Source organism: Salinivibrio sp. MA440 (assembly GCF_001996265.1).
Lineage (GTDB): Bacteria > Pseudomonadota > Gammaproteobacteria > Enterobacterales > Vibrionaceae > Salinivibrio > Salinivibrio costicola.
The window spans coordinates 33450-58291 of record NZ_MUFI01000020.1; the positions used below are offsets into that span (position 1 = coordinate 33450).

The window sequence follows — 24842 nt, forward strand, 5'->3', positions numbered from 1 at the left end:
TTTAGGCGGCAGCGTTAATAAATAGGTAACTTTGGTAACCGATATAACAAAGTAAGAAAACGGCGCCTTCGATGCGATTAATACTGCGTGATTTGCCCAACGCAAACACCAGCAACATAATAGACAGCACCAGCATAATATAATAATCACGACTCATGGCATATTCGCTGATCGCTGAGGGGTTGAGTAACCCAGGAATGGCCATGACCGCGAGAATATTAAACACATTCGAGCCGATGATATTACCCACCGCCAAATCATCTTCACCCTTCATGACGCCGGCAATCGAAGCGGCAAGCTCAGGAAGGCTGGTGCCAATGGCGATAATGGTCAAGCCAATCACCAGATCACTCATGCCAAAATACTGAGCGATGGTAACCGCGGAGTCGACCACTTGATCCGATGACAGCAACAGTAAAGGCAAGCCGATAATAATCCATATCGCCGCTTTCAGGTTGCTAACATCATTAGGAATGTCAGACTGCTGATCGGCCAATATTGGGTCGGAATCACCTGAATCTTTACCAATTTTAATCATCATTAAAATAAAGATCACAAACAGTGTGATCAGTCCCACCCCTTCGAAAAACCCTAGATGATTATTCCAAAGCAAGGCCCCCGCGAGGACGGTGACCCCAAGCATCAGTGGCAGTTCACGGCGAATAATGGTCGACCCAATCGACAGCGGCTTGATCAGCGCGGTAAAACCAATAATAAGCGCTATGTTGGCGATATTTGAGCCTAAAACGTTCCCCACTGCGGTATCGGTTTTATCGGCGAGGGCTGCGTTGGCAGATACCATCATTTCCGGTGCCGACGATCCCATGGCGAGAATCGTCATGCCGATGATTAAAGGCGAAACGCCGTAGTTTTTCGCGATTGCAGCCGCGCCAAAGACCAGTCGATCGGCACTCCATACCAGCACGATGAGTCCAACAATGAGTATGGCAACCGCTATAACCATGACACTTATCCTTTGCGTTGTGAATTTGGTTCAAATGAGGGGCAATTCTGACGGTTAAAGGGGGAAATGTGAAGCAAAAAGCCCCCATGTGAGTTATCAATTCCGGCATTTTCCACCCACTGACTTACGGATACGATAAAGATGGTTCACCATGAAGCGGGTTGCTGTGACAGGATCATCTTGATGTTGCCGCCGTGGAACGGCCACCGATAAACGGCCGCCTGCTCGCGATTAACGATTGCGCCACGGTTAAGGTTTGTATTGCAGCTAAGGCTGGTATCGTCGCCAAGGCTTATATCGCGGCTAAGGCGCGTCACAGGGCAAGGGGCGCACATTGACCTCGTCTTGACATATAAACCGTTTCTTGGCTGCTATTATCAGGGGTGGGTCACGTCCTGCTTGGCCCGATACGCAGGCTGGCTTGTGTTAGGCGGGGTGACACCTTATTATCAGCCACTTCATTTTGTTCCTTTCCAACCATGAGATGCGGCCATGGCAGCAAAGAGCCTGATAGATATCAATGGGATGACATTCTCACGGGGTGACCGATGCATTTTTGATCATGTCGACTTGCAGGTACCACGTGGGCAAATCACCGCCATTATGGGGCCCTCAGGTATCGGTAAAACCACGTTACTACGCTTGATCGCCGGCCAGCTAAAGCCAGACGCCGGTGATATTATTTTTGATGGCCACTCCATTCCCTCGCTAGGGCGTCGCCAATTATTCGATGTCCGCCAGCGCATGAGTATGCTCTTCCAATCAGGCGCCCTGTTTACCGATATGTCGGTATTCGATAATGTTGCCTTCCCGCTGCGCGAACACACAGACTTGGATGAATCCATGATTCATACCATTGTAATGCTAAAGCTTGAGGCGGTGGGATTAAGAGGGGCTGCCGCATTAATGCCCAGCGATCTCTCAGGCGGCATGGCCCGTCGAGCGGCTCTGGCCCGTTCAATTGCCCTTGATCCTGAGCTCATTTTGTTTGATGAACCCTTTGTAGGACAAGATCCCATTACCATGGGCGTGCTGGTGACCTTGATTCGTCAACTCAACCAAGCACTAGGACTAACGTGTGTGGTCGTTTCACATGACGTGCCTGAAGTGATGAGCATTGCCGATAAAGTGTATCTTTTGGCCGATAGCCGTATTATCGCCAGTGGATCGCCGCAATCGTTGCGAGATAATCCAGACCCTTGGGTGCAGCAGTTTTTAGAAGGGCATGCCGATGGGCCCGTGCCATTTCGTTATCCCGCGGGTGAGTTAAAGCAGGAGATTTTCGGTGGTTAAAACACAAATCGCGGACATGGGTCGTCGAACCATGCGTGTGGCCGAGTCAATGGGCCGCGCCACCTTTGTGATGACCGGTGCGCTGGTGGGGCGTCCTCAACCGAGTAAAACTTTCCCACTGCTTATTCAACAACTCTATTCTGTCGGAGTACGCTCACTCGCGATCATTATTGTCTCCGGGTTATTTATCGGCATGGTATTAAGCCTGCAAGGGTATTTAGTCTTGTCGGACTTTGGTGCCGAGACCAGCCTTGGGCAAATGGTTGCTTTATCGCTACTGCGCGAGCTTGGCCCTGTGGTCACAGCACTGCTATTTGCTGGGCGGGCGGGATCCGCGCTGACCGCTGAAATTGGCTTGATGAAAGCCACCGAGCAGCTATCGAGTTTAGAAATGATGGCGGTTGATCCGCTGCGTCGTGTTATTGCGCCCCGGTTTTGGGCCGGCGTCATCGCCATGCCCTTACTGGCGGTGATCTTTATGCTGGTCGGGATTTGGGGCGGCGAGCTGGTCGGGGTAGACTGGAAAGGCATTGATCATGGCAGCTTTTGGTCGGTGATGCAGGCATCGGTCGACCTTGGCTACGATGTGGGTAACGCGCTGATCAAAAGCCTCGTTTTTGCTATCGCCGTGACCTGGATTGCACTTTTTAACGGTTATGATGCCACGCCAACCTCGGAAGGGATCAGCCGCGCGACCACACGTACTGTGGTACATTCATCGCTGGCCGTACTCGGCTTAGACTTTGTCCTTACTGCACTCATGTTTGGGAATTAATCATGCAACAGAGTCGTAAAACAGAATTTTGGGTAGGCTGCTTTGTGATCGCAGGGATTGCAGCGCTATTAGCCCTTGCGTTTCAAGTCGCCGATGTTCAGCGTTGGGGGCGGGCAGACACCTACACCCTCACCGCTGAGTTTGACAATATTGGTGGGTTAAAAGTGCGCTCCCCTGTCAAAGTGGGGGGCGTTACTGTTGGCCAGGTAACGGATATTTCGCTCAATCCAGACACCTATGTCCCACAAGTGACACTGCAAATCAGTGAAGAAGCGGGACGTTTCCCGGAATCGAGCTCGGCGTCGATCTACACTGCAGGGCTGCTGGGCGAGCAATATATCGGTATTACCCCAGGGTTTGTCGATGAAGCGCTCGGCATTGGCTATTTAGAGGCGGGAGAAAAAATCCAAGACACCAAGTCGGCCCTTGTCTTAGAAGATTTGATTGGTCAGTTCCTCTACAGCATGGGTGACAAGGAGTAAATGGCATGAGAAAGACACTTATCGCATTTGGCTCGGCGCTGAGCTTAATGTTAGTCAGCCTTGGACAGACGGTACAGGCCAGTGAGCCGGTCGACCAATCCAACCCATATCAGCTGATCGAACAAGTCGCAGAGAATACGTTTTCGCGCATACGCAAAGATCGCACCCTGCTCCGTGCTGATCCCGATTTATTACGTGATGTCGTCAAAGACGAACTCCTACCTTATATCCATACGCGCTATGCGGCGTCGCTGATATTAGGCGCCCAGTATTATCGCAAGGCAACGCCTGAACAGCGCGATGCATTTACCGAGGCCTTCACCGAGTACATGATTGCCTCCTATGCACAGATTTTACTCGAATATGACGACCAAACCATTGAGGTTCAAAAGGATAAACCGATTGATCCGAATGATAAAATTGTCAAAGTTCGCGTCGATATGACTGACGCATCACGTCCGCCTATTCGTCTGGATTTTAGCTTACGTAAAAATACGCGGACAGGAAATTGGCAAGCGTATGACGTGACGGCTGAAGGGGTCAGTATGATCCAATCGAAGCAGTCTGAGTGGAAGACACCACTGCGTCGTGATGGTATTGATGCCGTGGTCGAACAATTAAAAGAGATCGCCAAGCGGCCCATCCGTCGTGAAGATAAACAAAAACAGGATGCATCATGAGCGTCAACTTGACGGCTGGCAGCGAGCAGCACTATCACTTGTCAGGACGGCTTGATCGTGACACAGTGCCTGCCTTTTGGCGTCAGCGTCACCAATGGATCCCAACCGATAACGCCTTAACGTTAGACTTAAGTGCGTTATCACGTGTGGATTCAGCAGGAATGGCGATGTTGCTCCACCTTGATCGTACGCTGCGTCATCAAGGACAGCAGGTACGGTATCAAGGGATGCCTGAACAGCTAAAACTATTGTTAACGCTGAGTAATTTAGACACATTTTTTGACGATGCGGAGCATCAACAAGGAGTTTAAACGTGGAAGCAAGCGACGTTAAAGCCATTTTAGAGGCCGCTTTTTCAGAACAGGCTCAGTCAGTGGACGAGCTGCATGTGAAAGGTGATGGCAGCCACTTTGAGGTCATCGCTGTTGCAGAGATGTTTGACGGTATGTCACGCGTAAAAAAGCAACAAACGATCTATGGTCCGCTAACGGATCATATTGCGCGTAATGATATTCATGCGGTCAGCATTAAAGCGATGACACCGGCTGAGTGGGCACGCGATAAAAAGCTGATGCAGTTGTAAGAGGATATGATGCAAAAGTTTCGAGTGACGGGCAATGGCCCGCTTAAAGGTGATGTGGCCATTTCTGGCGCAAAAAATGCCGCCCTCCCGATTTTATTTGCTTCATTACTGGCTGAAGAGCCAGTCGAAGTCGCGAATGTCCCTAAGTTACGCGATATTGACACAACGATGGCCCTGTTATCACGCTTAGGGGCCAAGGTGAGTCGCAACGGGTCAGTGCATGTTGATGCCAGTGAGATTACTGAGCTCTGTGCGCCTTATGATCTCGTGAAAACCATGCGTGCGTCTATTTGGGCACTTGGGCCGTTAGTCGCTCGCTTCGGTAAAGGCGAAGTGTCTTTGCCTGGCGGTTGTGCGATTGGCGCGCGGCCCGTGGATTTGCACATTAACGGCCTTGAACAGCTCGGTGCCACCATCACGTTGGATGAGGGCTATGTGCGTGCAACCGTCGATGGTCGCTTGCAAGGCGCGCATATCGTGATGGACAAAGTCAGCGTCGGCGCGACAGTCACCATCATGAGTGCGGCGACGTTAGCACAAGGCACTACGGTGATTGAAAACGCGGCGCGTGAGCCAGAAATTGTCGATACGGCCAAGTTCCTCAACATGTTGGGGGCAAACGTCACGGGAGCAGGCACCGATCGCATTGAGATTGAAGGCGTAGAGCGTCTTGGCGGCGGTAAGCACACCGTGGTGGCAGATCGCATTGAAACCGGCACCTTCTTGGTCGCGGCCGCGGTGTCTGGTGGGCATATTGTGTGTCGCCATACTTCGCCAGAGTTACTCGAAGCGGTCCTTCATAAATTGGAAGAAGCCGGTGCCAAGGTGGTGACGGGTGATGACTTTATCGAATTAGATATGACAGACCGCGAGCTCAAAGCCGTGAACGTGCGTACCGCGCCACATCCGGGCTTTCCAACCGATATGCAAGCTCAGTTTAGCTTGCTGAACTTGGTGGCCAAAGGCACTGGAATAATCACCGAAACCATCTTTGAAAACCGCTTTATGCATGTGCCGGAATTACAACGTATGGGCGCTCATGCAGAGATTGAAGGCAATACCGTGATCTGTGGTGACACCGATAGCCTAAGCGGGGCACAAGTGATGGCGACGGATCTGCGCGCCTCTGCCAGCTTGGTAATTGCCGGCTGTATTGCAAAGGGCGAAACCTTGGTGGATCGTATTTATCATATCGATAGAGGCTATGAGCGTATCGAAGATAAACTGCAGGCTTTAGGAGCTAAAATAGAGCGCATTGACGCCGATGAAGCGAACGAGTCCAGTGATATCGCAGGCTAATTGGCCTTCATGCCTTAACACAAAAAACGCCAGCCCTCACAGGCTGGCGTTTTTTTATGGGCGCCTATTTTCGCTATGCGTTGATTAACGCTGCTGGCGTTCATCGCCCACTTTGACCGGCAAGGTCAGGGTTTCACCGTCTCTGATCAGCGTAATGTTAAGCGTTGAGCCAGGACGTGTATCGGTCACCATATCCATCGCACCGCGTGCACCGCGCACGGGCTTGTCGTTAATTTGAATAATCAAATCTTGAGGCTGAATCCCCGCTTTTTCTGCAGGTCCGTCTTTATCAAGCCCAGCGACCATGACCCCACGTTGCTGCTCGGCATCTAATAATCGGGCCATCACCGGGTTTACATCACGGCCATCAATACCAATATAGCCGCGGATCACTCGGCCATCGGCAATCAGTTTATTCATGATTTTTGCGGTTAAACGGTAAGGGATCGCAAAGGAAATGCCATAGGTTTCAAGGTCGGTTGCTTGTTGAAAAGAGGCGGTATTGATGCCGACGAGCTCACCGCGACTGTTTACCAGTGCCCCGCCAGAGTTTCCTCTGTTAATGGCCGCGTCGGTTTGGAGAAAATCCTGGCGACCATAAAAGCTCATCCCGGTCCGGCCGGTAGCGGAAATGATGCCATAGGTGGTGGTTTGCCCTAAATTATACGGATTGCCGATGGCGAGTACGGTATCGCCCACCGTGGGTTGATAGTTTTGATTGACCGGGATCACGGGGAGATTGTCTGCTTGAATTTTAAGCACGGCTAAATCCGTACGCTCATCTTTACCCACTGTTTGTGCCGTGAAAATGCGCCCATCTTGCAAGGCGACGATCACTTGGTCGGCTTCGGCGACAACATGATAGTTGGTGACGATATAGCCTTTAGCGCTCATGAGCACCCCTGAGCCTAATCCTTGGGTATTAAGCTCTAATTTATCGTTACCGGTATAATTACGGGTGTAGATATTGACGACCGCCGGTGAGGCGCGCTTGACCGCATAGCTAAATGACACCAGTTCTGCCGTGTCTTGGTCGTCGCTTTCAATAAAAGACAGTTCGGATAACACGCCCGAGCGCAAATCAGGCACCGCGACTAATAGCAAGGCAGCCGTGACTAGGCCAATAACCACGGAACGAACAAGTAAAGCCAGCATAAACAATGCCATCCTCAAGCAAAACAAAGCGAGGCTAGAGAATAGCATTGTGAGGTCGGGTTGTGGAAATCATCACCGTCCTGGGCGGATAAAAAAACCATGAGCCAATAAAAATGCCTGCCGACGTGGCAGGCATCAATATTAAGGTGTGAATAGACGCCGGTTTATCGAATCACGAGATAAAGCGAGCTGTTATCACGCACAATATTAAGGGCGAGCACACCCGGTTTATCCTCGAGCAGCTTGCGCAGATCGCCCAAGCTCTCTACTTTGTGTCGATTGACGCCAATAATGACATCGCCCGCGCGTAGTCCATATCGAGCGGCAAGCGAGCCTTCTTCAATCGTGGCAACTTCGACACCTGCTGGTTTCGCATCATGGTTTTTCAACTCTGCGCCAGCCAAAGCTTTGTGCAGGTTATCCGCTTTGGTTTGCGTTTGAGCCGCTTCTTTAAGGGTTGTTTCCATCTCGAGACTTTCACCGTCACGAATCACGCCGAGCGCAACGGTTTTACCTGCCCCTAACGTCGCAATTTTGGCGCGTAACTCACTAAAGCTGCGAATACTCTTACCGTTGACAGAGACAATAATGTCACCGGCTTTGAGCCCGGCATCGTCAGCGGCAGAGTCAGGCATTACCTGACTAACAAAGGCGCCGTGCTGGGTGGCGAGCCCAAAGGCATCGGCTAACTCGGCGGTCAATTCACGGCCGGTCACGCCAAGCATGCCGCGTCGTACCGAGCCATATTCGATGATTTGGTCGACCAAGCTTTTCGCCATATTCACCGGTATCGCAAAGCCAATCCCGACATTGCCGCCGTTCGGGCCCAAAATCGCGGTGTTGATCCCCATCAGTTCACCATTGAGATTGACCAGCGCACCGCCGGAGTTACCACTGTTGATCGCCGCATCGGTTTGAATAAAGTTCTCGAAGTTTTCTAAGTTCAAACCACTGCGCCCCAGTGCTGAGATGATCCCCGAGGTGACAGTTTGTCCGAGCCCGAATGGGTTACCAATCGCAACGGCAAAGTCACCAACACGTAAACGATCCGAATCAGCGAGTGGAATTTGCGTCAGATCTTTCGCATTCTCATCGAGCTGCAACAAGGCAATATCAGACATTTCGTCGCTGCCGATCAGGGTCGCATCGTATTCGCGGCCATCTTTGAGTTGGACACGGATCTCATCCGCATCATCAATCACATGATGGTTGGTCACGATATAACCTTTATCGGCATCAATAATCACCCCCGATCCCAAACCACGAAAAGGGCGCTCTTGGACTTGCTCAGACGGGGCATTGGGACCAAAGAAAAACCGAAATGCATCAGGAATACGTTGCTTAGACACCTTGTTGCCTTCCACCGCAATACTGACCACGGCTGGTGAGACTTTTTCCAACATTGGCGCCAAACTGGGCATGGCTTCACCGCTAACCGCTTGAGGCAAGGCGGCATAGCTCGGTAGAGGAGAAAAGGCCGCGCCAAGAGTCAGCGCGGCGACGCTAATTGCGAGTAAAGACTTTTTCATCATGGGTTAACTCCAATTGTCGACGTACCAATTGAGAGTGGGGGCAATCTGAAAAAGTTCAATCCTCAATCAGCTGGCGCGCGAGCCTTCGTCGCTTTTTAACAAGCCCGAGGCGCTGCCAGAATAGTCACGAGGTGGATGACTGGCGGTGTCTACTTCCAGGTTGGTGATTTTCCCTAGACGCTTGGCAAAGGGGTTGTCTTGGTCGGGCAAGTCAGGCATCAGATCCGACGATGTCTTGGCCATATGTTGATAGAGCTTATTGTAGTCTTTCGATAAGGTATCAAGCAGTTCAGCACTTTGCGCAAAGTGATCCACCAACTCTTGGCGGTATTGCTCGAGCTCGTAACGTGACTTTTCTAGCTCCCTTTTCATATTTTTTTGTTGTTTGAGATCGCGCGTGGTCATACGGGCAATAAAAAAGCCCACCGCGATACCGATGACGAGAAAGATCAGGCTATTAATCCAGGCCATAACTGCTCCTTGTGCTCTCACATTGACTGAACACCCTGGGTATCCGGGAGTCAGTCAGGGCAAGCGAAATCACTTGCCTACGTATAATAATATCGTACATTTGCTGGTGGCTTAGCAAGATGAAACGTGTGTTCACTATACATGCCAGATCGCGAACGTGGTACTCCTATACGCGCGTATTTCTCTTTCTCGCTCGCGTGTTACTATGAAAACGATGGCGATAACCAACGAGGCTTTCAAGGAATGACGCCCTTAGAACATTATAATAACGATCTGACCCACCACCATTATATCGAAGACCCCGCGCAACGTATGGCGGTCGAGAAACTTGATGAGCTCTACCACCGTTTACTCGCTCATCCCATCACCCCCACTACGCCGGAAAAGCGCAGCTGGTTGCCTTGGCGAAAGCGCGAACCGGCCTCTGTAACCCCAGTAAAAGGCCTATACTTTTGGGGCGGTGTGGGACGCGGGAAAACCTATTTAATGGATACGTTTTTTCACGCACTCCCTTTTGATAACAAAATGCGCATGCACTTTCATCGCTTTATGCATCGGGTGCATCAAGAGCTAAGAATACTGGATGGCGAAGCGGATCCATTGCCGCAAATCGCCGATAAGTTTGCACAAGAAACCCGCGTGCTGTGTTTTGACGAATTCTTTGTCTCGGACATTACCGATGCCATGATCTTAGGGACCCTGATGGAAGCGCTATTTGCCCGCGGGATCACCTTGGTCGCGACCTCAAATATCGTGCCTGATGAACTGTATTGGAACGGATTACAGCGCGCACGCTTTATGCCCGCCATTGACTTAATCAATCAGCACTGTGAGGTGGTCAATGTTGACTCAGGCGTTGATTATCGCCTGCGTACTCTGACCCAAGCGGCTATTTTTTATCACCCGCTTGGCGATACCGCTACCGAGACGATGCAGGCGTATTTCAAAAAACTCAATGGGGAAGGGGGGCAGCGCGACCAAGCGATAGACGTAAATAACCGCCCGCTACAGACCATTGAAAATGGCGATGGCGTAGCGCATTTTAGTTTTGCTGAGCTGTGTCAGTCCGCCCGCAGTCAAACCGACTACATGGAAATTGCGCGGCTTTATCACACGGTATTAGTCGCTGACATGCCGCAATTACACAGTACACAAGACGATGCTGCGCGTCGGTTTATTGCGCTGGTAGACGAGTTTTATGAGCGTAGCGTCAAACTCATTATTTCAGCGGCGGTGCCACTCGATAGCCTCTATGATGGCGACCGTTTAGCGTTTGAGTTTAAGCGTTGCCAGTCACGCTTGATTGAAATGCAAAGCCATGACTATCTCGCATTGCCTCATTTGCCCTAAGGCTGTCTGCTGGCGAACAGTCAAACAATAACCAACTGAGAAAAACGGCGGAATTTTTTTGCGAAAAGGAGGTGATTTTTTCTCCACTCTTCCCTATAATCTCGCGACCCACCGTTACTGTTGAAAGGCTTTGGCCGGGTGTACCACCACTCGAAGGGGTGATGTATGGACGCTTAACAGTGGGAGCTTAGGCTCCTGAAGTGAAACTTATTAATCGGGTAATTATTAGCATGAAAACTTTCGTTGCTAAACCAGAAACTGTAAAACGCGACTGGTTCGTTGTAGACGCTGAAGGCAAAACGCTAGGCCGTCTGGCCACTGAAATTGCAACGCGTCTGCGTGGCAAGCACAAGCCAGAGTACACGCCTCACGTTGACACTGGTGACTACATTGTTGTTATCAACGCTGAAAAAGTGGCTGTAACTGGCCGCAAAAAATCTGACAAGATGTACTACAGCCACACTGGCTACATTGGTGGCATCAAGTCAATCAGCTTTGAAAAACTGATCGCGCAAAAACCTGAGCTGGTGATTGAAAAAGCCGTTAAAGGTATGTTGCCACGCGGTCCTCTAGGTCGTGCTATGTACCGTAAACTGAAAGTTTACGCAGGTTCTGAGCACAAGCACGCGGCACAACAACCGCAAGTACTAGACATCTAAGAGGAATAAAGCAATGGCAGAACAATACTACGGCACCGGCCGTCGCAAAAGCTCCGCAGCTCGTGTCTTCATCAAGCCGGGTAGCGGCAACATCGAGATCAACAAGCGTTCTCTCGACACTTACTTCGGTCGTGAAACCGCTCGCATGGTTGTTCGTCAGCCACTTGAGCTGGTAGAAATGACTGAGAAGCTTGACCTGTACATCACCGTTTCTGGTGGTGGTATCTCTGGTCAAGCAGGCGCAATCCGTCACGGCATTACTCGTGCCTTGATGGAGTATGACGAGTCACTACGTCCTGCACTACGTGCAGCTGGCTTTGTGACGCGTGATGCGCGTAAAGTTGAGCGTAAGAAAGTGGGTCTTCGTAAAGCACGTCGTAGCCCGCAGTTCTCGAAGCGTTAATCGACGTTATCGTCAGATTTGCTACAAAAAGCCTGGTGTTCACGCCAGGCTTTTTTTATGCAATTTTTTCTGATGTAACAAGGTAGGGCATTACCTCTTTATTCCCTTTTAAAACAGTGTATAAGCGCGCACTTTCCAACATTTTTATTACCCTTTACATAATTCTGTGCACACCGCTCACATTTGTTACAAAAAGGTAGCTTTATCTTGTCAAAAAGTAGGGTTTTCTCTATCATCTAGCCGACGTAATAGCAGCTAAGATTTAATCGAACTGATCCCAGTCAGCCGTTATTACATATTCGTTTTTAAGTAAGCCGTACGCTCCATGGACGCAAAGGACAAAATAAAAATCCAAGCGGGAGCACATGGGAGAATGTTGGATGAGCAATGCGCCAGTGAATACCGGCCGACGCCGCTTCCTGACTGCGACGACGTCAGTTGTTGGCGGTTTAGGGGCCGTAGCAGTTGCCGTGCCTTTTATTAAGTCATGGAACCCAAGCGCGAAAGCCAAAGCGGCGGGCGCGCCGGTCGAAGTCGATATCAGTAAGCTGCAAGACGGACAAATGATCCGTGTCGAGTGGCGAGGAAAACCTGTGTGGATTGTGCGCCGTAGCGACGCCGTGGTTGAGGAGCTTTCAAGCTTTGAAGACCAATTGCGCGATCCGCAATCAGCACAGCCGCAACAACCGGAATATGCAACCAACCAGCTCCGCTCTATTAAACCTGAAATTTTTGTCGCGGTTGGTATCTGCACCCATCTTGGTTGTTCACCAACCTATCTACCAGACAGCTTCAGTGAGCAAGTGAGTGGAGTGAAAGCCGGGTTCTTTTGTCCGTGTCATGGGTCAAAATTTGACATGGCTGGACGTGTTTTTCAAGGCGTACCTGCACCACTTAACCTGGTCGTTCCACCTTATATGTACTTGGACGACAAGCGAGTGCTGGTGGGACAAGATGAGGGGGCTGCGTAATGGAAAGTTTTGCTAACTGGATTGAGAAACGCCTTCCCGCGATGAATGCGTATCGCAAGCACATGACCGAGTACCCAATGCCGAAGAACTTTAACTTCTGGTATATGTTTGGTGTGCTCGCGATGATTGTTCTGGTTAACCAAATTGTTACCGGGATTTGGCTAACCATGAACTACAACCCTTCAGCGGAAGGTGCGTTTGCCTCTGTTGAATACATCATGCGTGATGTCGAGTACGGTTGGCTGCTCCGATATATGCACTCCACTGGGGCCTCGGCGTTCTTCGTGGTGGTGTACCTGCACATGTTCCGCGGCCTCATTTATGGCTCGTACCAGAAGCCGCGTGAGCTACTGTGGCTGTTTGGGATGCTGATCTTCTTGGTGTTAATGGCAGAAGCCTTTATGGGCTACCTGCTGCCATGGGGACAGATGTCTTACTGGGGGGCACAGGTTATCATCTCCTTGTTTGGTGCGATTCCTGTGATTGGTGATGACTTAACGCTTTGGATCCGCGGTGATTACGTGGTATCAGGCGCAACCTTGAACCGCTTCTTTGCGCTTCACGTGGTGGCCTTGCCGATTGTGTTGCTGCTGTTAGTCGCGTTGCACGTCTTAGCGTTGCACGAAGTGGGCTCTAACAACCCAGATGGTATCGACACCAAACTGCCTAAAGGCGAAGCGGATGACGATGGCCAGCAGTCACAGTTTACGTTCCACCCTGATTACACCAAAAAATATAAGATCATCGACTCGATTCCTTTCCATCCATACGGCACGGTGAAAGATCTCATTGGCGTGGGTGTGTTTGGTATCTTGTTCGCGTATGTGATTTTCTTTAACCCTGAGATGGGCGGTTACTTCCTTGAGCCACCGAACTTTGAGGCCGCGAACCCGCTGAAGACCCCTGAGCATATTGCTCCGGTTTGGTACTTCACGCCCTTCTATGCAATTTTGCGTGCGATTCCTGACAAGCTGATTGGTGTTATCGCCATGGGTGCGTCGATTGTGGTGCTGTTCTTGTTGCCATGGTTAGATCGTTGTCGCGTGCGTTCGTATCGCTACCGTAGCAAACTGCACTTGGCAAACATTGTGCAATTTGTGATTGCGTTTGTAGCTCTCGGCATTCTGGGCGCGTTGCCAGCGACTCCAACGTACACCTTGCTGGCGCAGATCTTCAGCTTCTGTTACTTCATGTTCTTTGTGCTGTTGTTCTTCTACAGCAAAAATGAGGCAACAAAACCGCTACCAGAGAGGGTGACATTCAAATGAGAAAATGGATTGTAATCTTGTGCGCGCTGTTGCCCTCTTTGGCAATGGCCGCGGGCGGTAACGTTCACTTGGACGACGCCAACAACGATTTAACGGACAAAGCCTCATTGCAACGTGGCGCAAAAATGTTCATGAACTACTGCTTCGGCTGTCATGCCACGCAGTATCAGCGCTATCAGCGTGTCGCAGAAGATCTGAACATTCCACAAGACTTGATGGAAGAACACCTGATTGTCGACAAGAATGCGGACTATGGTGAGTTAATGACTAACGCCATGAGTCAAGAGTCGGGTGCACAGTACTTCGGTGCGCCAGCGCCTGACTTGACGCTGGTCGCGCGTGTACGTGGTACTGACTGGATCTATACCTATCTGCGTTCATTCTATGTTGACCCATCGCGTCCGTTTGGCGTGAACAATACGGTATTCCCTAACGTGGGCATGCCGCATGTGCTTGAAGAGCTTCAAGGCACCCCACGTAAAGTGTACGAAACACGCATGGTGGATGGTGAGCCGGTTGAGGAATTTGTCGGCCTGCAGTCTGACGGCAATGGCGAGCTGAGTGAGGGCGAGTATGATAATGCCGTCCGAGACTTGGTCAATTTCCTCGAGTATTCCGGTGAGCCGGTGAAGCTTGAGCGCCAGCAACTCGGTTGGTGGGTGATCGGTTTCTTCGTGGTATTCTTGATTTTGGCTTACTTCCTCAAGAAAGAATATTGGCGCGATGTGCACTGATCGGTTAATCTAGTGTGTTGCTAATCCGCAATGGGGGCTTTGAGTCCCCATTGCTTTCTATTGATATTGAACATCCTGGAGGGGTTGATGGCTGTTGCTGCCAATAAACGCTCGGTGATGACGTTATTCTCTGACGCATCTGATTTATATAGTCATCAGGTACGCATCGTCCTCGCAGAGAAAGGTGTCAGTGTAGAAATCGAGCTGGTGGATCCGAATAATCTGCCAGAAGATCTGGTTGACTTAAATCCTTATAACTCTGTTCCAACCTTGATTGACCGTGAGTTAGCGCTGTATAACGCAGACATCATCATGGAATACTTGGATGAGCGTTTCCCTCACCCGCCATTGATGCCGGTTTATCCTGTCGCGCGTGCACAAAGCCGCTTGATGATGTATCGCATTAAGCGTAACTGGTATACCTTGGTGGATCAGATCATGCAGGGCAGTGCGGATGAGGCGGATAAAGCCCGTAAGCAATTACGTGAAGAGCTCCTGGCTCTGGCGCCTGTCTTTGCCGAAGATCCTTACTTCTTAAGTGAAGAATTTAGCCTTGTTGATTGCTACTTAGCGCCACTTTTATGGCGTTTACCTGCACTGGGTATCGAACTGACCGGTCAGGGCTCAAAGCAAGTCAAAGACTACATGACGCGTCTGTTTGAGCGTGATTCGTTTCTCGCCTCACTGACAGAAGCTGAACGTGAAATGCGACTAACAGGTCAATAATGTCTACATCTGAATTTGCCATGACACCGCGCCGTCCTTATTTGGTTCGGGCGTTTTACGACTGGTTACTGGACAACGATCTCACGCCACACATTGTGGTCGATGCGACCTTACCAGGGGCGCAAGTACCGTTTGATTACGTCAAAGACGGGCAAATTGTACTGAACATCGCCCCTCGAGCAGTCGGTAATCTTGAACTCAGTAACGAGCATGTGTGCTTTAACGCGCGCTTTGGCGGTAAACCGCAGCAAGTGATGGTGCCAATGGCAGCCGTGCTTGCACTGTATGCGCGTGAAAATGGCGCCGGGACCATGTTTGAAATGGAGCCTGCCTACGCCAACGCTGATGACGAGATGTTCGAGGACGAGACGTTCGAGCCGGCACCGACCGAAGAGGACGAGCCATCGCTTGTCTCTGTTGACAGTGTTGACGATCCAGACGCACTGCCACAGGCCGATGACGAACCAGAAGCGCCAGCGGCGCCGAGTAAAAAAGGCAAGCCGACGCTTACCGTGGTGAAATAACCACTTGGCAGGTAAAACGATGACAAAAAACCAGCATCTCGATGCTGGTTTTTTTATGTGTTACGCGCGCGGCAGGCGCAGTGCAAGCGCGCCCGCAACCGAGCACCCTCGCACTAGGGCTAGACAGCGAGGACTAGTGACGCTCGGTCATGATCTCGCGTGAGAATACCTTCTCACAGTACTTGCAGCAGAGCTTCACATCGTCTGCCTCCGTGAGCACTCGGAATGAGCTATCGACAGCCGGCTCGCCATGGGTAATGCAGTTAGAGTTTGGGCAGCTAAACACCCCTTGAATCACCTCAGGCAATGTCAGCGGCAGCTTGGCGACCACTTGATAATCTTCAATTTGATTCACCGTTGCCTGTGGCGCGTACAGGGCAAGCTGACTGGCTTGATCTTCGCTGATTACCACGTTCTCGATTTTGATCAAATCTTTACTGCCGAGCGCCGACGAAGGCAGATTCAAACCAATGGTGATCCGCTGATCGCTACCATGCATTTGAAACAGGTTTAAGATCTTAAAGCCAATGTGCGCGGGGATATGATCAATCACAGTGCCGTGGCAGATCGCTTCGACTTGTAGTTTATTATCCGTGCTCATTTTGCAACTCCTTCAACCTGTTCATTTAACACCAGCGCGAGTAGAGCCTCTCGGGCATACACCCCATTTTCTGCTTGCTCAAAGTAATACGCGTGCGGGGTTTTATCGACATCAACGGTAATTTCATCCACGCGTGGCAGCGGATGCATCACCTTCATATTCGGCTTGGCATCACGCAGCATGCCGGCACTTAAAATAAACGCTGATTTAATGTGGGCGTATTCTGACTCATCAAAGCGCTCTTTTTGCACCCGTGTCATGTAAAGTACATCTAACTCAGGCACCACATCGCTAATGCTACTGTGCAGGCTATACGGGTGGCCGCCCGCGGCAAGCTCATCAAGCAGGTGCTCTGGCATGGCGAGTGCATCAGGAGCGATGTAAAAGAAGCGGTTGCCCTCGAACTTTGATAACGCCTGGGTCAGCGAATGCACGGTACGGCCGTATTTGAGATCTCCCACCATGGCGATATTTAAGTTATCCAAGCGGCCCTGGGTTTCGTAAATCGAGAACAAATCGAGCAAGGTTTGGGTCGGGTGCTGATTCGCGCCGTCGCCACCATTCACCACCGGCACGCCTTCAGAAAACTCCGACGCTAATCGCGCAGCGCCTTCTTTTGGGTGACGCATGACAAAGCCATCAACGTAAGAAGAAATCACACGGACCGAATCAGCCAAGGTTTCGCCTTTTTTGCCTGACGAGGTATTGCCGCCGTCGGGAAAGCCAATTACCGAGCCGCCAAGGCGCTGAATCGCGGTTTCAAAGGACAACCGCGTGCGGGTTGACGCTTCAAAAAAGCAGCTAGCAATCACTTTATTTTTTAACAGCGTCGGGTTCGGGCGGGCTTTAAGTTCGCCCGCCGTGGCAACGATTAACTCTAGCTCGTCGCGGCTGAGCTCGGGAATGGAAATAATATGTTTGTGATAAAGCGTATTGGCCATAACGCGAGTCCCTTTCTTTGCAGTGTGCTACAGGCAAAAAAAAACCTCCGAAACGGAGGCTTTTACGATCACGACCAATGCGAATGCCGTCCCGCGATGGGGCGGATAAATCGCTGTTTGTGGGTGGAATAACCAACATAACTTCTGGCCGTGTAGTGAAATCTGGCCGAATTATACGCCCCTATTTGTGCTGTGCAAGCAAAAGTGCAATCGTTTACGCGCTTGCTTTGACGAGTGTGGCAATCATCACAGCCTTGATGGTATGGAGGCGGTTCTCGGCTTGATCAAAGACGATCGACTGCGCCGATTCAAATACCGCGTCGGTCACTTCCAGGCCATTGAGCCCGTATTGATCGGCAATTTGTTTACCCACGCCGGTCTCGTCATTATGAAACGCGGGCAAGCAGTGCATGAACTTGGCATCTGAGTTCTCGGTGGCGGCCATCAAACCGGGGTTGACTTGATAAGGGGTGAGATCCGCCACCCGCTGCGCCCAAACCGATTCTGGCTCGCCCATCGACACCCAGATGTCGGTATAAATAAAATCACAGCCTTTCACCGCCGCCGTATCTTCCGTGAGTGTGATCGTTGCTCCAGTACTGGCGGCAATATCTTGGCAGGTGGCAATCAAATCCGCCTCAGGCCAATAGGCTTTAGGACCAATCAAGCGTAAATCCATCCCCATTTTGGCCGCGCCCACCATCAACGAATTGCCCATGTTATTGCGCGCATCACCCAAATACGCAAAGGCGATTTGATTGAGCGGCTTGTCACTGTGCGCTTGCATGGTGAGTAAATCCGCCAGCACTTGAGTGGGGTGAAAGTCATCGGTAAGGCCATTCCACACCGGCACACCAGCATGGGCGGCTAAGGTTTCCACCACCTCTTGACCAAACCCACGATACTGAATGCCATCGTACATTCTCCCTAACACCCGCGCGGTGTCCTTCATGGTCTCTTTATGGCCAATTTGGCTGCCGCTGGGGCCGAGATACGTGACTTGTGCGCCTTGATCAAACGCCGCCACTTCAAACGCACAGCGGGTGCGGGTTGAGGTTTTCTCAAAAATCAGCGCAATGTTTTTGCCCGTCAGCTGTGGGGTTTCCTCACCACAGGCTTTGGCCGCTTTAAGGACGGCGGCATCATCAATCAGATCGTGGATTTGCTGAGGTGACAAGTCGAGTAAGGTGAGCAGTGATTGCTGGTAGAGGTCGCTTTTCATATTTATCCCTAAATAACGCGCTAAATTGAATATTAAATCGATATTTATGTTTAATTATTCTCTGATAGTAAAGTGCGTGTCAACAAGATGCAAGCGACAAAACCGAGCGTAAAGGCCATCAATTAACCATTAACACACCGTTTTGAAGGTTTTCTGACCGCAGGAGGGGGATTTAATCAAGGACTGACAATGCTGATAAATTGGCGACAAACGACACAATCCTTTTACCGCCTTATAGCGAGGGAATGACAGGCCAGTGCGACGAGTGCGAGATAGTGTTTCTGTCCTCAAGGGCAACGACACTATTAGGAAGGAGAACACCATGAAAACACACAACCAAGCACTGACTCTGAGCGCACTGATGATGATAGTTGGCCTAGCGGGCCCGGCAATGGCGAATGACGAGCCTATGCAGCCTGCAGACGGCCAGCCAGCGGTAACCTGCCCTGAAGGTGGCACGGATTGCGACACCCAGCCAATACCAGAAGACGACAACAGCGCCTGGCCACCGGAAGAAGAAACCTGGCCCGCCGATGACAACAGCGAAGACCCCGCCATGCAGTAAGTGGTGTCACAGAACTCAGTAAGCAAAGCATGAGTGCCGTCACACTGGCGGCGCTTGTTTTGCCACCATTGCGCTAAGTGCTCAAAAACCATACTGAATTGACCCCCCTTACAACTAGACACCCTGTTTGCCTTCCCCTATAATCCCAATCCACTCGGCCCCTTAGCTCAGTGGTTAGAGCAGTCGACTCATAATCGATTGGTCCCCAGTTCAAGTCTGGGAGGGGCCACCAGATTCTAGAAGGTTAGTAAGCGTAGTGTTTACTAACCTTTTTTTATACCTGACGATTTTGGGTCAGGTAATGGGTCAGGTAATGGGTCAGGTAAGCCCCGATCACGCACTCTTCTCTGTCTGTTCCCAATACTAATCCGAATATTACGCTGTTGCCAAATGTGTCCTTTTGGCGAATAAATCTCTCCCATAGCGCACAAAGATAGATTGAACTCGCAAACCAATCATAAGTAACTTAAAATGCACTTATAGGTGATTTCTTATACATTCATCGCAAAAGTGATTTATAGTGAACTTATGTGGTGAGGCGAACTTAAAAGTGACAAAAGTACACTAAAAGGCACTTATGAAAAAAGGTAAGAGGGTAAAGGCACAACCTATGCCTGATTTGAATACCGAGTTCAGTATGGAAACGCTGGGGAGCGCCATTCGCTCAAAGCGCACCGATAGAGGCTGGCGTATTGATGATCTCGCTTCAAAAGCCAATTTATCTCGCAGAACAGTCATGAAGATAGAAAAAGGCGATACCAGTGTCACCTTTGCCAATGTACTTGTCCTCATGGACACCTTAGGGCTGTCATTACGCCTTATCGACCTAAACCTATTTGCTCGTCCACATAGCCAAATAACCTCTCACGCTGAAAACAGCGTGATAAGCAGTGAGGACGGTTGGTATGAGTAAGTTACAACAGCTAGACGTGTTTATTGGCACACGTTTGGGCTGATTCGTAAGCTTGGTGCAGAAACATCTGGCGCATTATCTTTTCGAGTGCCAGGTTCGGAGCCTCAAGCAACCAGCTTTAGACCTGTACCTAATGAGGAGTTGGTAGACCGATTAGAGCGTAACTTAGCGCCATTGGTTTATTGGGATGGCAAGGTTCGCCTTTCGGTTGCAGGTGTGCAAAATAAGTTAAACGTACTTAAGCGCGGCGATGAATGGGGGTTTGGGGAAGGCAAATTAAGTTCAAACTACATTCTGAAGTTTGAAAGCGGTAAAGCACAGTGTATTGCTGTTAATGAGTTCTTCTGCATGACATTAGCCAAGCTAGCTGGTTTGGACGTCGCTAATGTTGAGTTAACTCGCATTGGGAAGACGAGGACACTGAGCATAGAGCGGTTCGATCGAGCCTATATCGCGACTCGTGATGTCGTTCAACGAAAGCATGTGATTGATGGTTGTCAGGCAACTGACTTACCTCCAGGTTATCGGCGCTCTGCTCGATTGTTCAGGTACCAAAATGGCTTCCATAATGGTAGAAATCGTTGGTGCTATAAAAAATGCCCTGAAGGAAGCGGTTGAGCTTACCGATGCTCAAGGAATAGATGATGGAGAGCGTGAACACATAGAGCTATGTGCGTCACTCATCCAAACAGAGTGTGCATACTTGCTAGAGCAAGCCAACATCGTGCAAGAAATGAGTGGACTTCTTTAAAGGCAAATGCAGGGGCTATAGTAATCAATTTATAAATTATTTTTGGACATTTCCGAGTTACGTGCGATCACACTTAGGCACCAACAAGTAGTTGGAACAATACAGTAACCACATGACTTGTAGTACATTAGTGGCATATGCGCTTGTATGCTTTTTAGGGAAATTCTTATGTACATCAAAAAGGTAACGATTAAAAACTACCGTAGCTTCCGCTTTTTCGAAGCACCGCTTCAGCAGCTAACAGTCGTCATTGGTGAAAACGATACTGGTAAGACGAACTTTTTCACCGCACTTTCGTTACCGTTAAGCGGCAACCAAATAGACTTCAACCAGAAGCGATTGAGTGTCTCAGACATTAACAAAGATGCCGTGATTGATTTTCTAAAGTCTGTTGTCGATGATGACACTGAAGAGAATCAGCTTACAAAGATCCCTAAAGTATCCGTAACCGTAGAGTTCGCAGATCCGAAAGATGCTTATGAAACATCTCTATTGGCTAAGTGGATTGTTGCTGATGGAGACGAAGAAACATACAAAATTAGATACGACTTTAAGCCTAAAGACGACAAAGACTTGCTTGAGGTTGTAAAGAAATCGCTCGCTGGTAAGACTTTAGATGATATTAACTGGTTTACTCTACCCGTTGAGCTTTACGACTACCAAGTCGTATCTGTGAACAACGAAAAGCCTATCGCATACAGTGAGTTAAAACACGTCAGTATCCATAGTATCAATGCAGAGCGAGATGACTTCTCAGAAAGCAGTTCAATGAAGTCCAATAGCATTTTCACCAAGCTGCTTATGAACACTCTCAACGATGACGACAAAGGTCAGATCAATACAGCCTACTCTGAGTTCTTTAGTGCTATTGAAAAGACTGAAACATTCGACAAAGTCATTGGAGCTAATGACGATTTTGAGAATTACGACAGTATTATCAAACAGCTTGAGTGCACTCCTAACCTGCCTAATTTGAAGAACATCTTATCGAACATCACTTTGAAATACGGTAATGAATTTCTGTACCAAAAAGGCTTAGGGCAACGAAATCTTATCTACGTACTCATCCTGTTTGCTTACTACAAGTCATGTGGTGATACATTCAACTTGTGCTGTATAGAAGAACCAGAAGCACACTTGAGCGTTAACAACCTTCGTTTAGTAAGAGACTTCATCGAGAAAAGCTCAAGCAACAGCGGCTCGCTTGTACAAACTATCATTTCGACCCATAACCCATCGATCATCAACAAGTTGAAGATCTCTAATGTGTTGGCGTTTACTGGCGAGAAAGCAATTAGTCTGTCTGATACTCCAACTAAGCTAGTTGACTACCTAAGAAAGAGACCTAACTTCGACATCTTAAAGCTGCTGTTTGCGAACAAAGTAATTCTCGTAGAAGGGCCGACTGAAGAAATGCTAATCAGCACTTATCTGTCTAAACAACCAGCCCTCAACGACATCGATATTATTCCAATCGGTCAACGTGGTTACGCCACTTTCTTAGATATATGGCTAGCCTTGAACAAAGATAACCAGAATAAGAAAATTGGTGTTGTCCGTGATTATGACAATTCAGATGCGGCTAAAGCCAAACATTATGCCTATGACACAGCACATGCGAATGTCACTGTAAGAACAACAACAAACTACACACTTGAAATTGATTTAGTAGAAGCAGAAGACAACCTAGCTTTACTAAATGATTTATTCGAAATGGAAGGCGACCTCGACGCAGTATCCAAGCACATGATTAATGGTAAGACAGCAAGAATGCTTGATGTATGTGATGCGATGGTTGATGAAGGTAGTCCACTGGATATCAGGTTACCAGCTCACATCGCTGAGGTCATCGAGGCGGTATCATGATAGAAGTACAGATTGCTGGTGCAGGTGCTGGGAAAACTTATGGCTTAGCAAAGACTTTGATAGAGCACATCGAAGCTTGTACTAGTCACAAAAAGACATTTGCACTGACGTACACAAACTCTGCAACAGCGAAGATAGAGCAAGAGATAATCAAGCAACATGGCTTTATTCCGTCGAATCTCTGTATACAGACCGTACATAGTTTCCTGTTAAACGAAATCATCTACCCATTCTCGTCATTCACTCTCGGGGATGTGTATAACGACGCATCAATAATGATGTTACCGAGCTATGCTAGATTCAAAAACTGGCACTTAAAACGATTAAAAGATAAGAACGTCATTCATGCCGAGAGCGTATACAACATCGCCAAACAAATTGTTGATGAAACTATCAGCAAGCACAATAACAGAGCGAAGAAAGCAAAAGTCCGCAGACTATTGGCTATTCTAGGAAGCTGCTTTGACAAGATATTCATCGATGAAGTCCAAGACTTAGACAAAGATGCACTACGTTTTTTCGAAGTTCTAGGGTGCAACGATATTGATGTGTATATGATCGGAGATCCAAAACAAGCCATCAAGTTTCCCCAAGATCTTGATGCTTTCGTTCGAAAAGTAGCTCCAAAAGAATACGCGACCATACTACCGATCAACAATCAAACCAGACGAGTACCCACAGAGATACTAGCGGTCTCAAACAGCTTCTGTTATGAAGGTCAACAACAAGAGTCACTATCAGAAATGGCTGGTGAACTCATGTACATTGAATCGACGGACGGACGATATGACGAGCTACTAACGAACTACTTAAATACAAAACAACTTGTTTGTGTCGACAAAAAGAATGGTCGCTATACAACTTCATCTAAACACACACACTCATTCCCACGAGAGATCGAGGAAATGATTCGTGATTCTAACCACAAGAAAGACAAAGCTTTATTTGTTAAAGCAGTTTTTTCTGATTTTATGGACGATGTCGCCGAAGTCGGAGCAAGAATTGCTATTAATAGGCTAAAAGCCAGTCACAGATTAACCTTAGAGAGTTATCACTACCCCCAATTGTATGATCTGTGCAATTCTTGTACGGGAAATGATGTTCAGTTCAAAGTCCAAAGTATCGAGTCTATCAAGGGATTGGATGCTGATACGTGTGTAATCATACTCAGCTCTAATACCCTGAAATATTTGACCCAAAATGGTATTAGCGAAGCAAACCGATTTAATAAAGAATGGAAAAAGGTCTATGTCGCTCTTACTCGTGCCAAGAAGAGGTTGGTATTGGCTTTAGATCACGAGTTACTCGCTAAAGAAGATATGGCGGCTGTTAGGGATTCCATTGGAGAACTGGGATTCGTTACTCATAGCTAGTATTCATCTACCCACAAACACCGATGGAATCTAGTAGAAGACTGACTCAAAAAAATGTGTGATATCTAGCGACCCTTTAAGTAATTTTTCACACTGATTGTAGCTCGCTTTGGGGAAAAAGTGTTTCAGAGCTTGCGTTCATTACCCCATTGGTTCTGACAAACCGACTTATGAAAGATAATGGTTAACACATTTTTCACCAGAGAGTCCAGCACTGAGAGTGATTTTTTATCTATTAATTAAATGACCAAACTTTAGTTTTTGATGATATGAGCGAGAACAGTGTTCTCGCAGTAGCGTTTGAAAGCTATCAGCCTTTGCCTGAGATCCCCGAACACGAGTCGGGTAATACGTAAATCTGTCTTTCGCTATTCGGAGAACATCGTTCTCCGTTCAACTGATGAAGACTTGAGAGGAACATGGCTCCCTGAGATAGACCAAAGCAGGAACACTGCTCCTGCAAGAGCATTTTTATATGCGTAATTAATCGTAAAAAATGAAATACTTTATGTTTATGAAAGTGAAGCGAGAACATTGTTCCCCCTGTGGCAAGTCGCATCTATTGTTTGTTCTTTTAACCACTGTTCGATGTCTTTTCTCTGCCAGCCCACGACTCTAGAGCTAAGTGCAACCACGGGCGGCATTTTTCCATCTCGACGCCAGCGCCACAGAGTACTAACACTTACTCCCATCTCTTTAGCTAATTGCTCCTGTCGTATAAACATTTTATTACCTTTATTT

Annotated in this window: 27 protein-coding genes, 1 tRNA gene and 1 pseudogene; 21 read left to right on the forward strand and 8 right to left on the reverse strand. The window is 48.8% G+C overall.

Annotated elements, in window-relative coordinates; translation table 11 throughout:
* Position 1: 1 nt before the first annotated feature.
* Positions 2–964, reverse strand: coding sequence for a calcium/sodium antiporter (locus BZG80_RS08120; RefSeq protein WP_021022670.1), 963 nt, complete (start codon positions 962–964; stop codon positions 2–4).
* Between the two features lie 492 nt (positions 965–1456).
* Between BZG80_RS08120 and mlaF the strand changes: the two genes are divergently transcribed.
* From mlaF to murA, 7 genes are read left to right on the forward strand one after another with little or no spacing between them, the layout of a single operon-like run.
* Positions 1457–2257 (forward strand): phospholipid ABC transporter ATP-binding protein MlaF, encoded by an 801-nt coding sequence (mlaF, locus tag BZG80_RS08125; protein ID WP_077679104.1) that lies wholly within the window; start codon positions 1457–1459, stop codon positions 2255–2257.
* Positions 2250–3032 carry a lipid asymmetry maintenance ABC transporter permease subunit MlaE gene (mlaE, locus tag BZG80_RS08130; RefSeq protein WP_077679105.1) on the forward strand — a complete coding sequence of 261 codons (783 nt, stop codon included), beginning with the start codon at positions 2250–2252 and terminating at the stop codon, positions 3030–3032. The genes mlaF and mlaE overlap by 8 nt, the downstream gene beginning before the upstream one ends.
* A gap of 2 nt (positions 3033–3034) precedes the next feature.
* Positions 3035–3514 (forward strand): outer membrane lipid asymmetry maintenance protein MlaD, encoded by a 480-nt coding sequence (gene mlaD, locus BZG80_RS08135; protein WP_021022667.1) that lies wholly within the window; start codon positions 3035–3037, stop codon positions 3512–3514.
* A gap of 5 nt (positions 3515–3519) precedes the next feature.
* Positions 3520–4194, forward strand: coding sequence for a phospholipid-binding protein MlaC (gene mlaC / locus BZG80_RS08140; protein ID WP_077459895.1), 675 nt, complete (start codon positions 3520–3522; stop codon positions 4192–4194).
* Positions 4191–4505 carry an STAS domain-containing protein gene (locus BZG80_RS08145; RefSeq protein ID WP_021022665.1) on the forward strand — a complete coding sequence of 105 codons (315 nt, stop codon included), beginning with the start codon at positions 4191–4193 and terminating at the stop codon, positions 4503–4505. The genes mlaC and BZG80_RS08145 overlap by 4 nt, the downstream gene beginning before the upstream one ends.
* 26 nt (positions 4506–4531) lie before the next feature.
* A complete protein-coding gene (locus tag BZG80_RS08150) occupies positions 4532–4777 on the forward strand; it encodes a BolA family protein (RefSeq protein WP_425271618.1) in 246 nt (81 codons plus the stop codon).
* Between the two features lie 9 nt (positions 4778–4786).
* Positions 4787–6076, forward strand: a complete 1290-nt coding sequence (gene murA / locus BZG80_RS08155) for a UDP-N-acetylglucosamine 1-carboxyvinyltransferase (protein ID WP_021022663.1) — start codon at positions 4787–4789, stop codon at positions 6074–6076.
* A gap of 84 nt (positions 6077–6160) precedes the next feature.
* Here murA and degS read toward each other — a convergent pair whose 3' ends face one another.
* From degS to zapG, 3 genes are all read right to left on the reverse strand, one after another.
* Positions 6161–7231 carry an outer membrane-stress sensor serine endopeptidase DegS gene (degS, locus tag BZG80_RS08160; protein ID WP_077679106.1) on the reverse strand — a complete coding sequence of 357 codons (1071 nt, stop codon included), beginning with the start codon at positions 7229–7231 and terminating at the stop codon, positions 6161–6163.
* A gap of 164 nt (positions 7232–7395) precedes the next feature.
* Positions 7396–8760 (reverse strand): Do family serine endopeptidase, encoded by a 1365-nt coding sequence (locus tag BZG80_RS08165; protein WP_108744110.1) that lies wholly within the window; start codon positions 8758–8760, stop codon positions 7396–7398.
* A gap of 69 nt (positions 8761–8829) precedes the next feature.
* On the reverse strand, positions 8830–9234 hold the full coding sequence (zapG, locus tag BZG80_RS08170; protein ID WP_077459892.1) for a Z-ring associated protein ZapG: 405 nt from the start codon (positions 9232–9234) through the stop codon (positions 8830–8832).
* 243 nt (positions 9235–9477) lie between these two features.
* Between zapG and zapE the strand changes: the two genes are divergently transcribed.
* The 8 genes from zapE (at position 9478) to sspB (ending at position 15869) form a co-directional block, all read left to right on the forward strand.
* Entirely contained in the window at positions 9478–10584 is a 1107-nt protein-coding gene (gene zapE, locus BZG80_RS08175; RefSeq protein WP_077679114.1) for a cell division protein ZapE, read from the forward strand.
* Between the two features lie 230 nt (positions 10585–10814).
* The gene (gene rplM / locus BZG80_RS08180) at positions 10815–11243 is read left to right on the forward strand and encodes a 50S ribosomal protein L13 (protein WP_025674468.1); all 429 of its coding nucleotides are present in this window, start codon (positions 10815–10817) and stop codon (positions 11241–11243) included.
* Positions 11244–11256: 13 nt separating this feature from the next.
* Positions 11257–11646, forward strand: coding sequence for a 30S ribosomal protein S9 (rpsI, locus tag BZG80_RS08185; protein ID WP_021022657.1), 390 nt, complete (start codon positions 11257–11259; stop codon positions 11644–11646).
* 380 nt (positions 11647–12026) lie between these two features.
* Positions 12027–12617 (forward strand): ubiquinol-cytochrome c reductase iron-sulfur subunit, encoded by a 591-nt coding sequence (gene petA / locus BZG80_RS08190; RefSeq protein ID WP_021022656.1) that lies wholly within the window; start codon positions 12027–12029, stop codon positions 12615–12617.
* Positions 12617–13885 carry a cytochrome b gene (locus BZG80_RS08195; protein ID WP_021022655.1) on the forward strand — a complete coding sequence of 423 codons (1269 nt, stop codon included), beginning with the start codon at positions 12617–12619 and terminating at the stop codon, positions 13883–13885. The genes petA and BZG80_RS08195 overlap by 1 nt, the downstream gene beginning before the upstream one ends.
* Positions 13882–14619 carry a cytochrome c1 gene (locus BZG80_RS08200; RefSeq protein ID WP_021022654.1) on the forward strand — a complete coding sequence of 246 codons (738 nt, stop codon included), beginning with the start codon at positions 13882–13884 and terminating at the stop codon, positions 14617–14619. Before BZG80_RS08195 ends, BZG80_RS08200 begins: the two co-directional genes overlap by 4 nt.
* An 87-nt stretch (positions 14620–14706) precedes the next feature.
* Positions 14707–15345, forward strand: a complete 639-nt coding sequence (gene sspA, locus BZG80_RS08205; protein WP_021022653.1) for a stringent starvation protein SspA — start codon at positions 14707–14709, stop codon at positions 15343–15345.
* Positions 15345–15869: a ClpXP protease specificity-enhancing factor gene (sspB, locus tag BZG80_RS08210; protein WP_077679108.1), complete on the forward strand. Its 525-nt coding sequence runs from the start codon at positions 15345–15347 to the stop codon at positions 15867–15869. The genes sspA and sspB overlap by 1 nt, the downstream gene beginning before the upstream one ends.
* A gap of 133 nt (positions 15870–16002) precedes the next feature.
* Here the strand turns inward: sspB and pyrI are convergent, their stop codons facing one another.
* The 3 genes from pyrI to argF form a co-directional block, all read right to left on the reverse strand.
* A complete protein-coding gene (gene pyrI, locus BZG80_RS08215; RefSeq protein WP_021022651.1) occupies positions 16003–16470 on the reverse strand; it encodes an aspartate carbamoyltransferase regulatory subunit in 468 nt (155 codons plus the stop codon).
* Positions 16467–17411 carry an aspartate carbamoyltransferase gene (gene pyrB, locus BZG80_RS08220; protein ID WP_021022650.1) on the reverse strand — a complete coding sequence of 315 codons (945 nt, stop codon included), beginning with the start codon at positions 17409–17411 and terminating at the stop codon, positions 16467–16469. The genes pyrI and pyrB overlap by 4 nt, the downstream gene beginning before the upstream one ends.
* Before the next feature lie 214 nt (positions 17412–17625).
* A complete protein-coding gene (gene argF, locus BZG80_RS08225) occupies positions 17626–18633 on the reverse strand; it encodes an ornithine carbamoyltransferase (RefSeq protein ID WP_077676592.1) in 1008 nt (335 codons plus the stop codon).
* A gap of 322 nt (positions 18634–18955) precedes the next feature.
* Between argF and BZG80_RS08230 the strand changes: the two genes are divergently transcribed.
* The 6 genes and pseudogenes from BZG80_RS08230 (at position 18956) to BZG80_RS08255 (ending at position 24101) form a co-directional block, all read left to right on the forward strand.
* The gene (locus BZG80_RS08230; RefSeq protein WP_021022648.1) at positions 18956–19198 is read left to right on the forward strand and encodes a hypothetical protein; all 243 of its coding nucleotides are present in this window, start codon (positions 18956–18958) and stop codon (positions 19196–19198) included.
* A 156-nt stretch (positions 19199–19354) separates the two neighbouring features.
* Positions 19355–19430: transfer RNA gene (locus BZG80_RS08235), tRNA-Ile, on the forward strand.
* A gap of 345 nt (positions 19431–19775) precedes the next feature.
* Entirely contained in the window at positions 19776–20111 is a 336-nt protein-coding gene (locus BZG80_RS08240) for a helix-turn-helix domain-containing protein (protein WP_077679109.1), read from the forward strand.
* Between the two features lie 27 nt (positions 20112–20138).
* A pseudogene (locus BZG80_RS16255) lies at positions 20139–20862 on the forward strand (HipA domain-containing protein); the annotation flags it as partial.
* Positions 20863–21030: 168 nt separating this feature from the next.
* Entirely contained in the window at positions 21031–22728 is a 1698-nt protein-coding gene (locus BZG80_RS08250; protein ID WP_077679110.1) for an ATP-dependent nuclease, read from the forward strand.
* Positions 22725–24101, forward strand: coding sequence for a UvrD-helicase domain-containing protein (locus tag BZG80_RS08255; RefSeq protein ID WP_077679111.1), 1377 nt, complete (start codon positions 22725–22727; stop codon positions 24099–24101). Before BZG80_RS08250 ends, BZG80_RS08255 begins: the two co-directional genes overlap by 4 nt.
* A gap of 512 nt (positions 24102–24613) precedes the next feature.
* Here BZG80_RS08255 and BZG80_RS08260 read toward each other — a convergent pair.
* The coding region (locus tag BZG80_RS08260; protein ID WP_241833882.1) for a helix-turn-helix transcriptional regulator at positions 24614–24842 on the reverse strand (229 nt) is incomplete at its 5' end.

Coding starts and splice junctions, on each gene's coding strand:
- BZG80_RS08120 (WP_021022670.1), bottom strand. CDS start 964: ATGGTTATAGCGGTTGCCATACTCATTGTTGGACTCATCGTGCTGGTA.
- mlaF (WP_077679104.1), top strand. CDS start 1,457: ATGGCAGCAAAGAGCCTGATAGATATCAATGGGATGACATTCTCACGG.
- mlaD (WP_021022667.1), top strand. CDS start 3,035: ATGCAACAGAGTCGTAAAACAGAATTTTGGGTAGGCTGCTTTGTGATC.
- mlaC (WP_077459895.1), top strand. CDS start 3,520: ATGAGAAAGACACTTATCGCATTTGGCTCGGCGCTGAGCTTAATGTTA.
- BZG80_RS08145 (WP_021022665.1), top strand. CDS start 4,191: ATGAGCGTCAACTTGACGGCTGGCAGCGAGCAGCACTATCACTTGTCA.
- murA (WP_021022663.1), top strand. CDS start 4,787: ATGCAAAAGTTTCGAGTGACGGGCAATGGCCCGCTTAAAGGTGATGTG.
- degS (WP_077679106.1), bottom strand. CDS start 7,231: ATGCTGGCTTTACTTGTTCGTTCCGTGGTTATTGGCCTAGTCACGGCT.
- BZG80_RS08165 (WP_108744110.1), bottom strand. CDS start 8,760: ATGAAAAAGTCTTTACTCGCAATTAGCGTCGCCGCGCTGACTCTTGGC.
- zapG (WP_077459892.1), bottom strand. CDS start 9,234: ATGGCCTGGATTAATAGCCTGATCTTTCTCGTCATCGGTATCGCGGTG.
- zapE (WP_077679114.1), top strand. CDS start 9,478: ATGACGCCCTTAGAACATTATAATAACGATCTGACCCACCACCATTAT.
- rplM (WP_025674468.1), top strand. CDS start 10,815: ATGAAAACTTTCGTTGCTAAACCAGAAACTGTAAAACGCGACTGGTTC.
- rpsI (WP_021022657.1), top strand. CDS start 11,257: ATGGCAGAACAATACTACGGCACCGGCCGTCGCAAAAGCTCCGCAGCT.
- petA (WP_021022656.1), top strand. CDS start 12,027: ATGAGCAATGCGCCAGTGAATACCGGCCGACGCCGCTTCCTGACTGCG.
- BZG80_RS08195 (WP_021022655.1), top strand. CDS start 12,617: ATGGAAAGTTTTGCTAACTGGATTGAGAAACGCCTTCCCGCGATGAAT.
- BZG80_RS08200 (WP_021022654.1), top strand. CDS start 13,882: ATGAGAAAATGGATTGTAATCTTGTGCGCGCTGTTGCCCTCTTTGGCA.
- sspA (WP_021022653.1), top strand. CDS start 14,707: ATGGCTGTTGCTGCCAATAAACGCTCGGTGATGACGTTATTCTCTGAC.
- sspB (WP_077679108.1), top strand. CDS start 15,345: ATGTCTACATCTGAATTTGCCATGACACCGCGCCGTCCTTATTTGGTT.
- pyrI (WP_021022651.1), bottom strand. CDS start 16,470: ATGAGCACGGATAATAAACTACAAGTCGAAGCGATCTGCCACGGCACT.
- pyrB (WP_021022650.1), bottom strand. CDS start 17,411: ATGGCCAATACGCTTTATCACAAACATATTATTTCCATTCCCGAGCTC.
- argF (WP_077676592.1), bottom strand. CDS start 18,633: ATGAAAAGCGACCTCTACCAGCAATCACTGCTCACCTTACTCGACTTG.
- BZG80_RS08230 (WP_021022648.1), top strand. CDS start 18,956: ATGAAAACACACAACCAAGCACTGACTCTGAGCGCACTGATGATGATA.
- BZG80_RS08240 (WP_077679109.1), top strand. CDS start 19,776: ATGAAAAAAGGTAAGAGGGTAAAGGCACAACCTATGCCTGATTTGAAT.
- BZG80_RS08250 (WP_077679110.1), top strand. CDS start 21,031: ATGTACATCAAAAAGGTAACGATTAAAAACTACCGTAGCTTCCGCTTT.
- BZG80_RS08255 (WP_077679111.1), top strand. CDS start 22,725: ATGATAGAAGTACAGATTGCTGGTGCAGGTGCTGGGAAAACTTATGGC.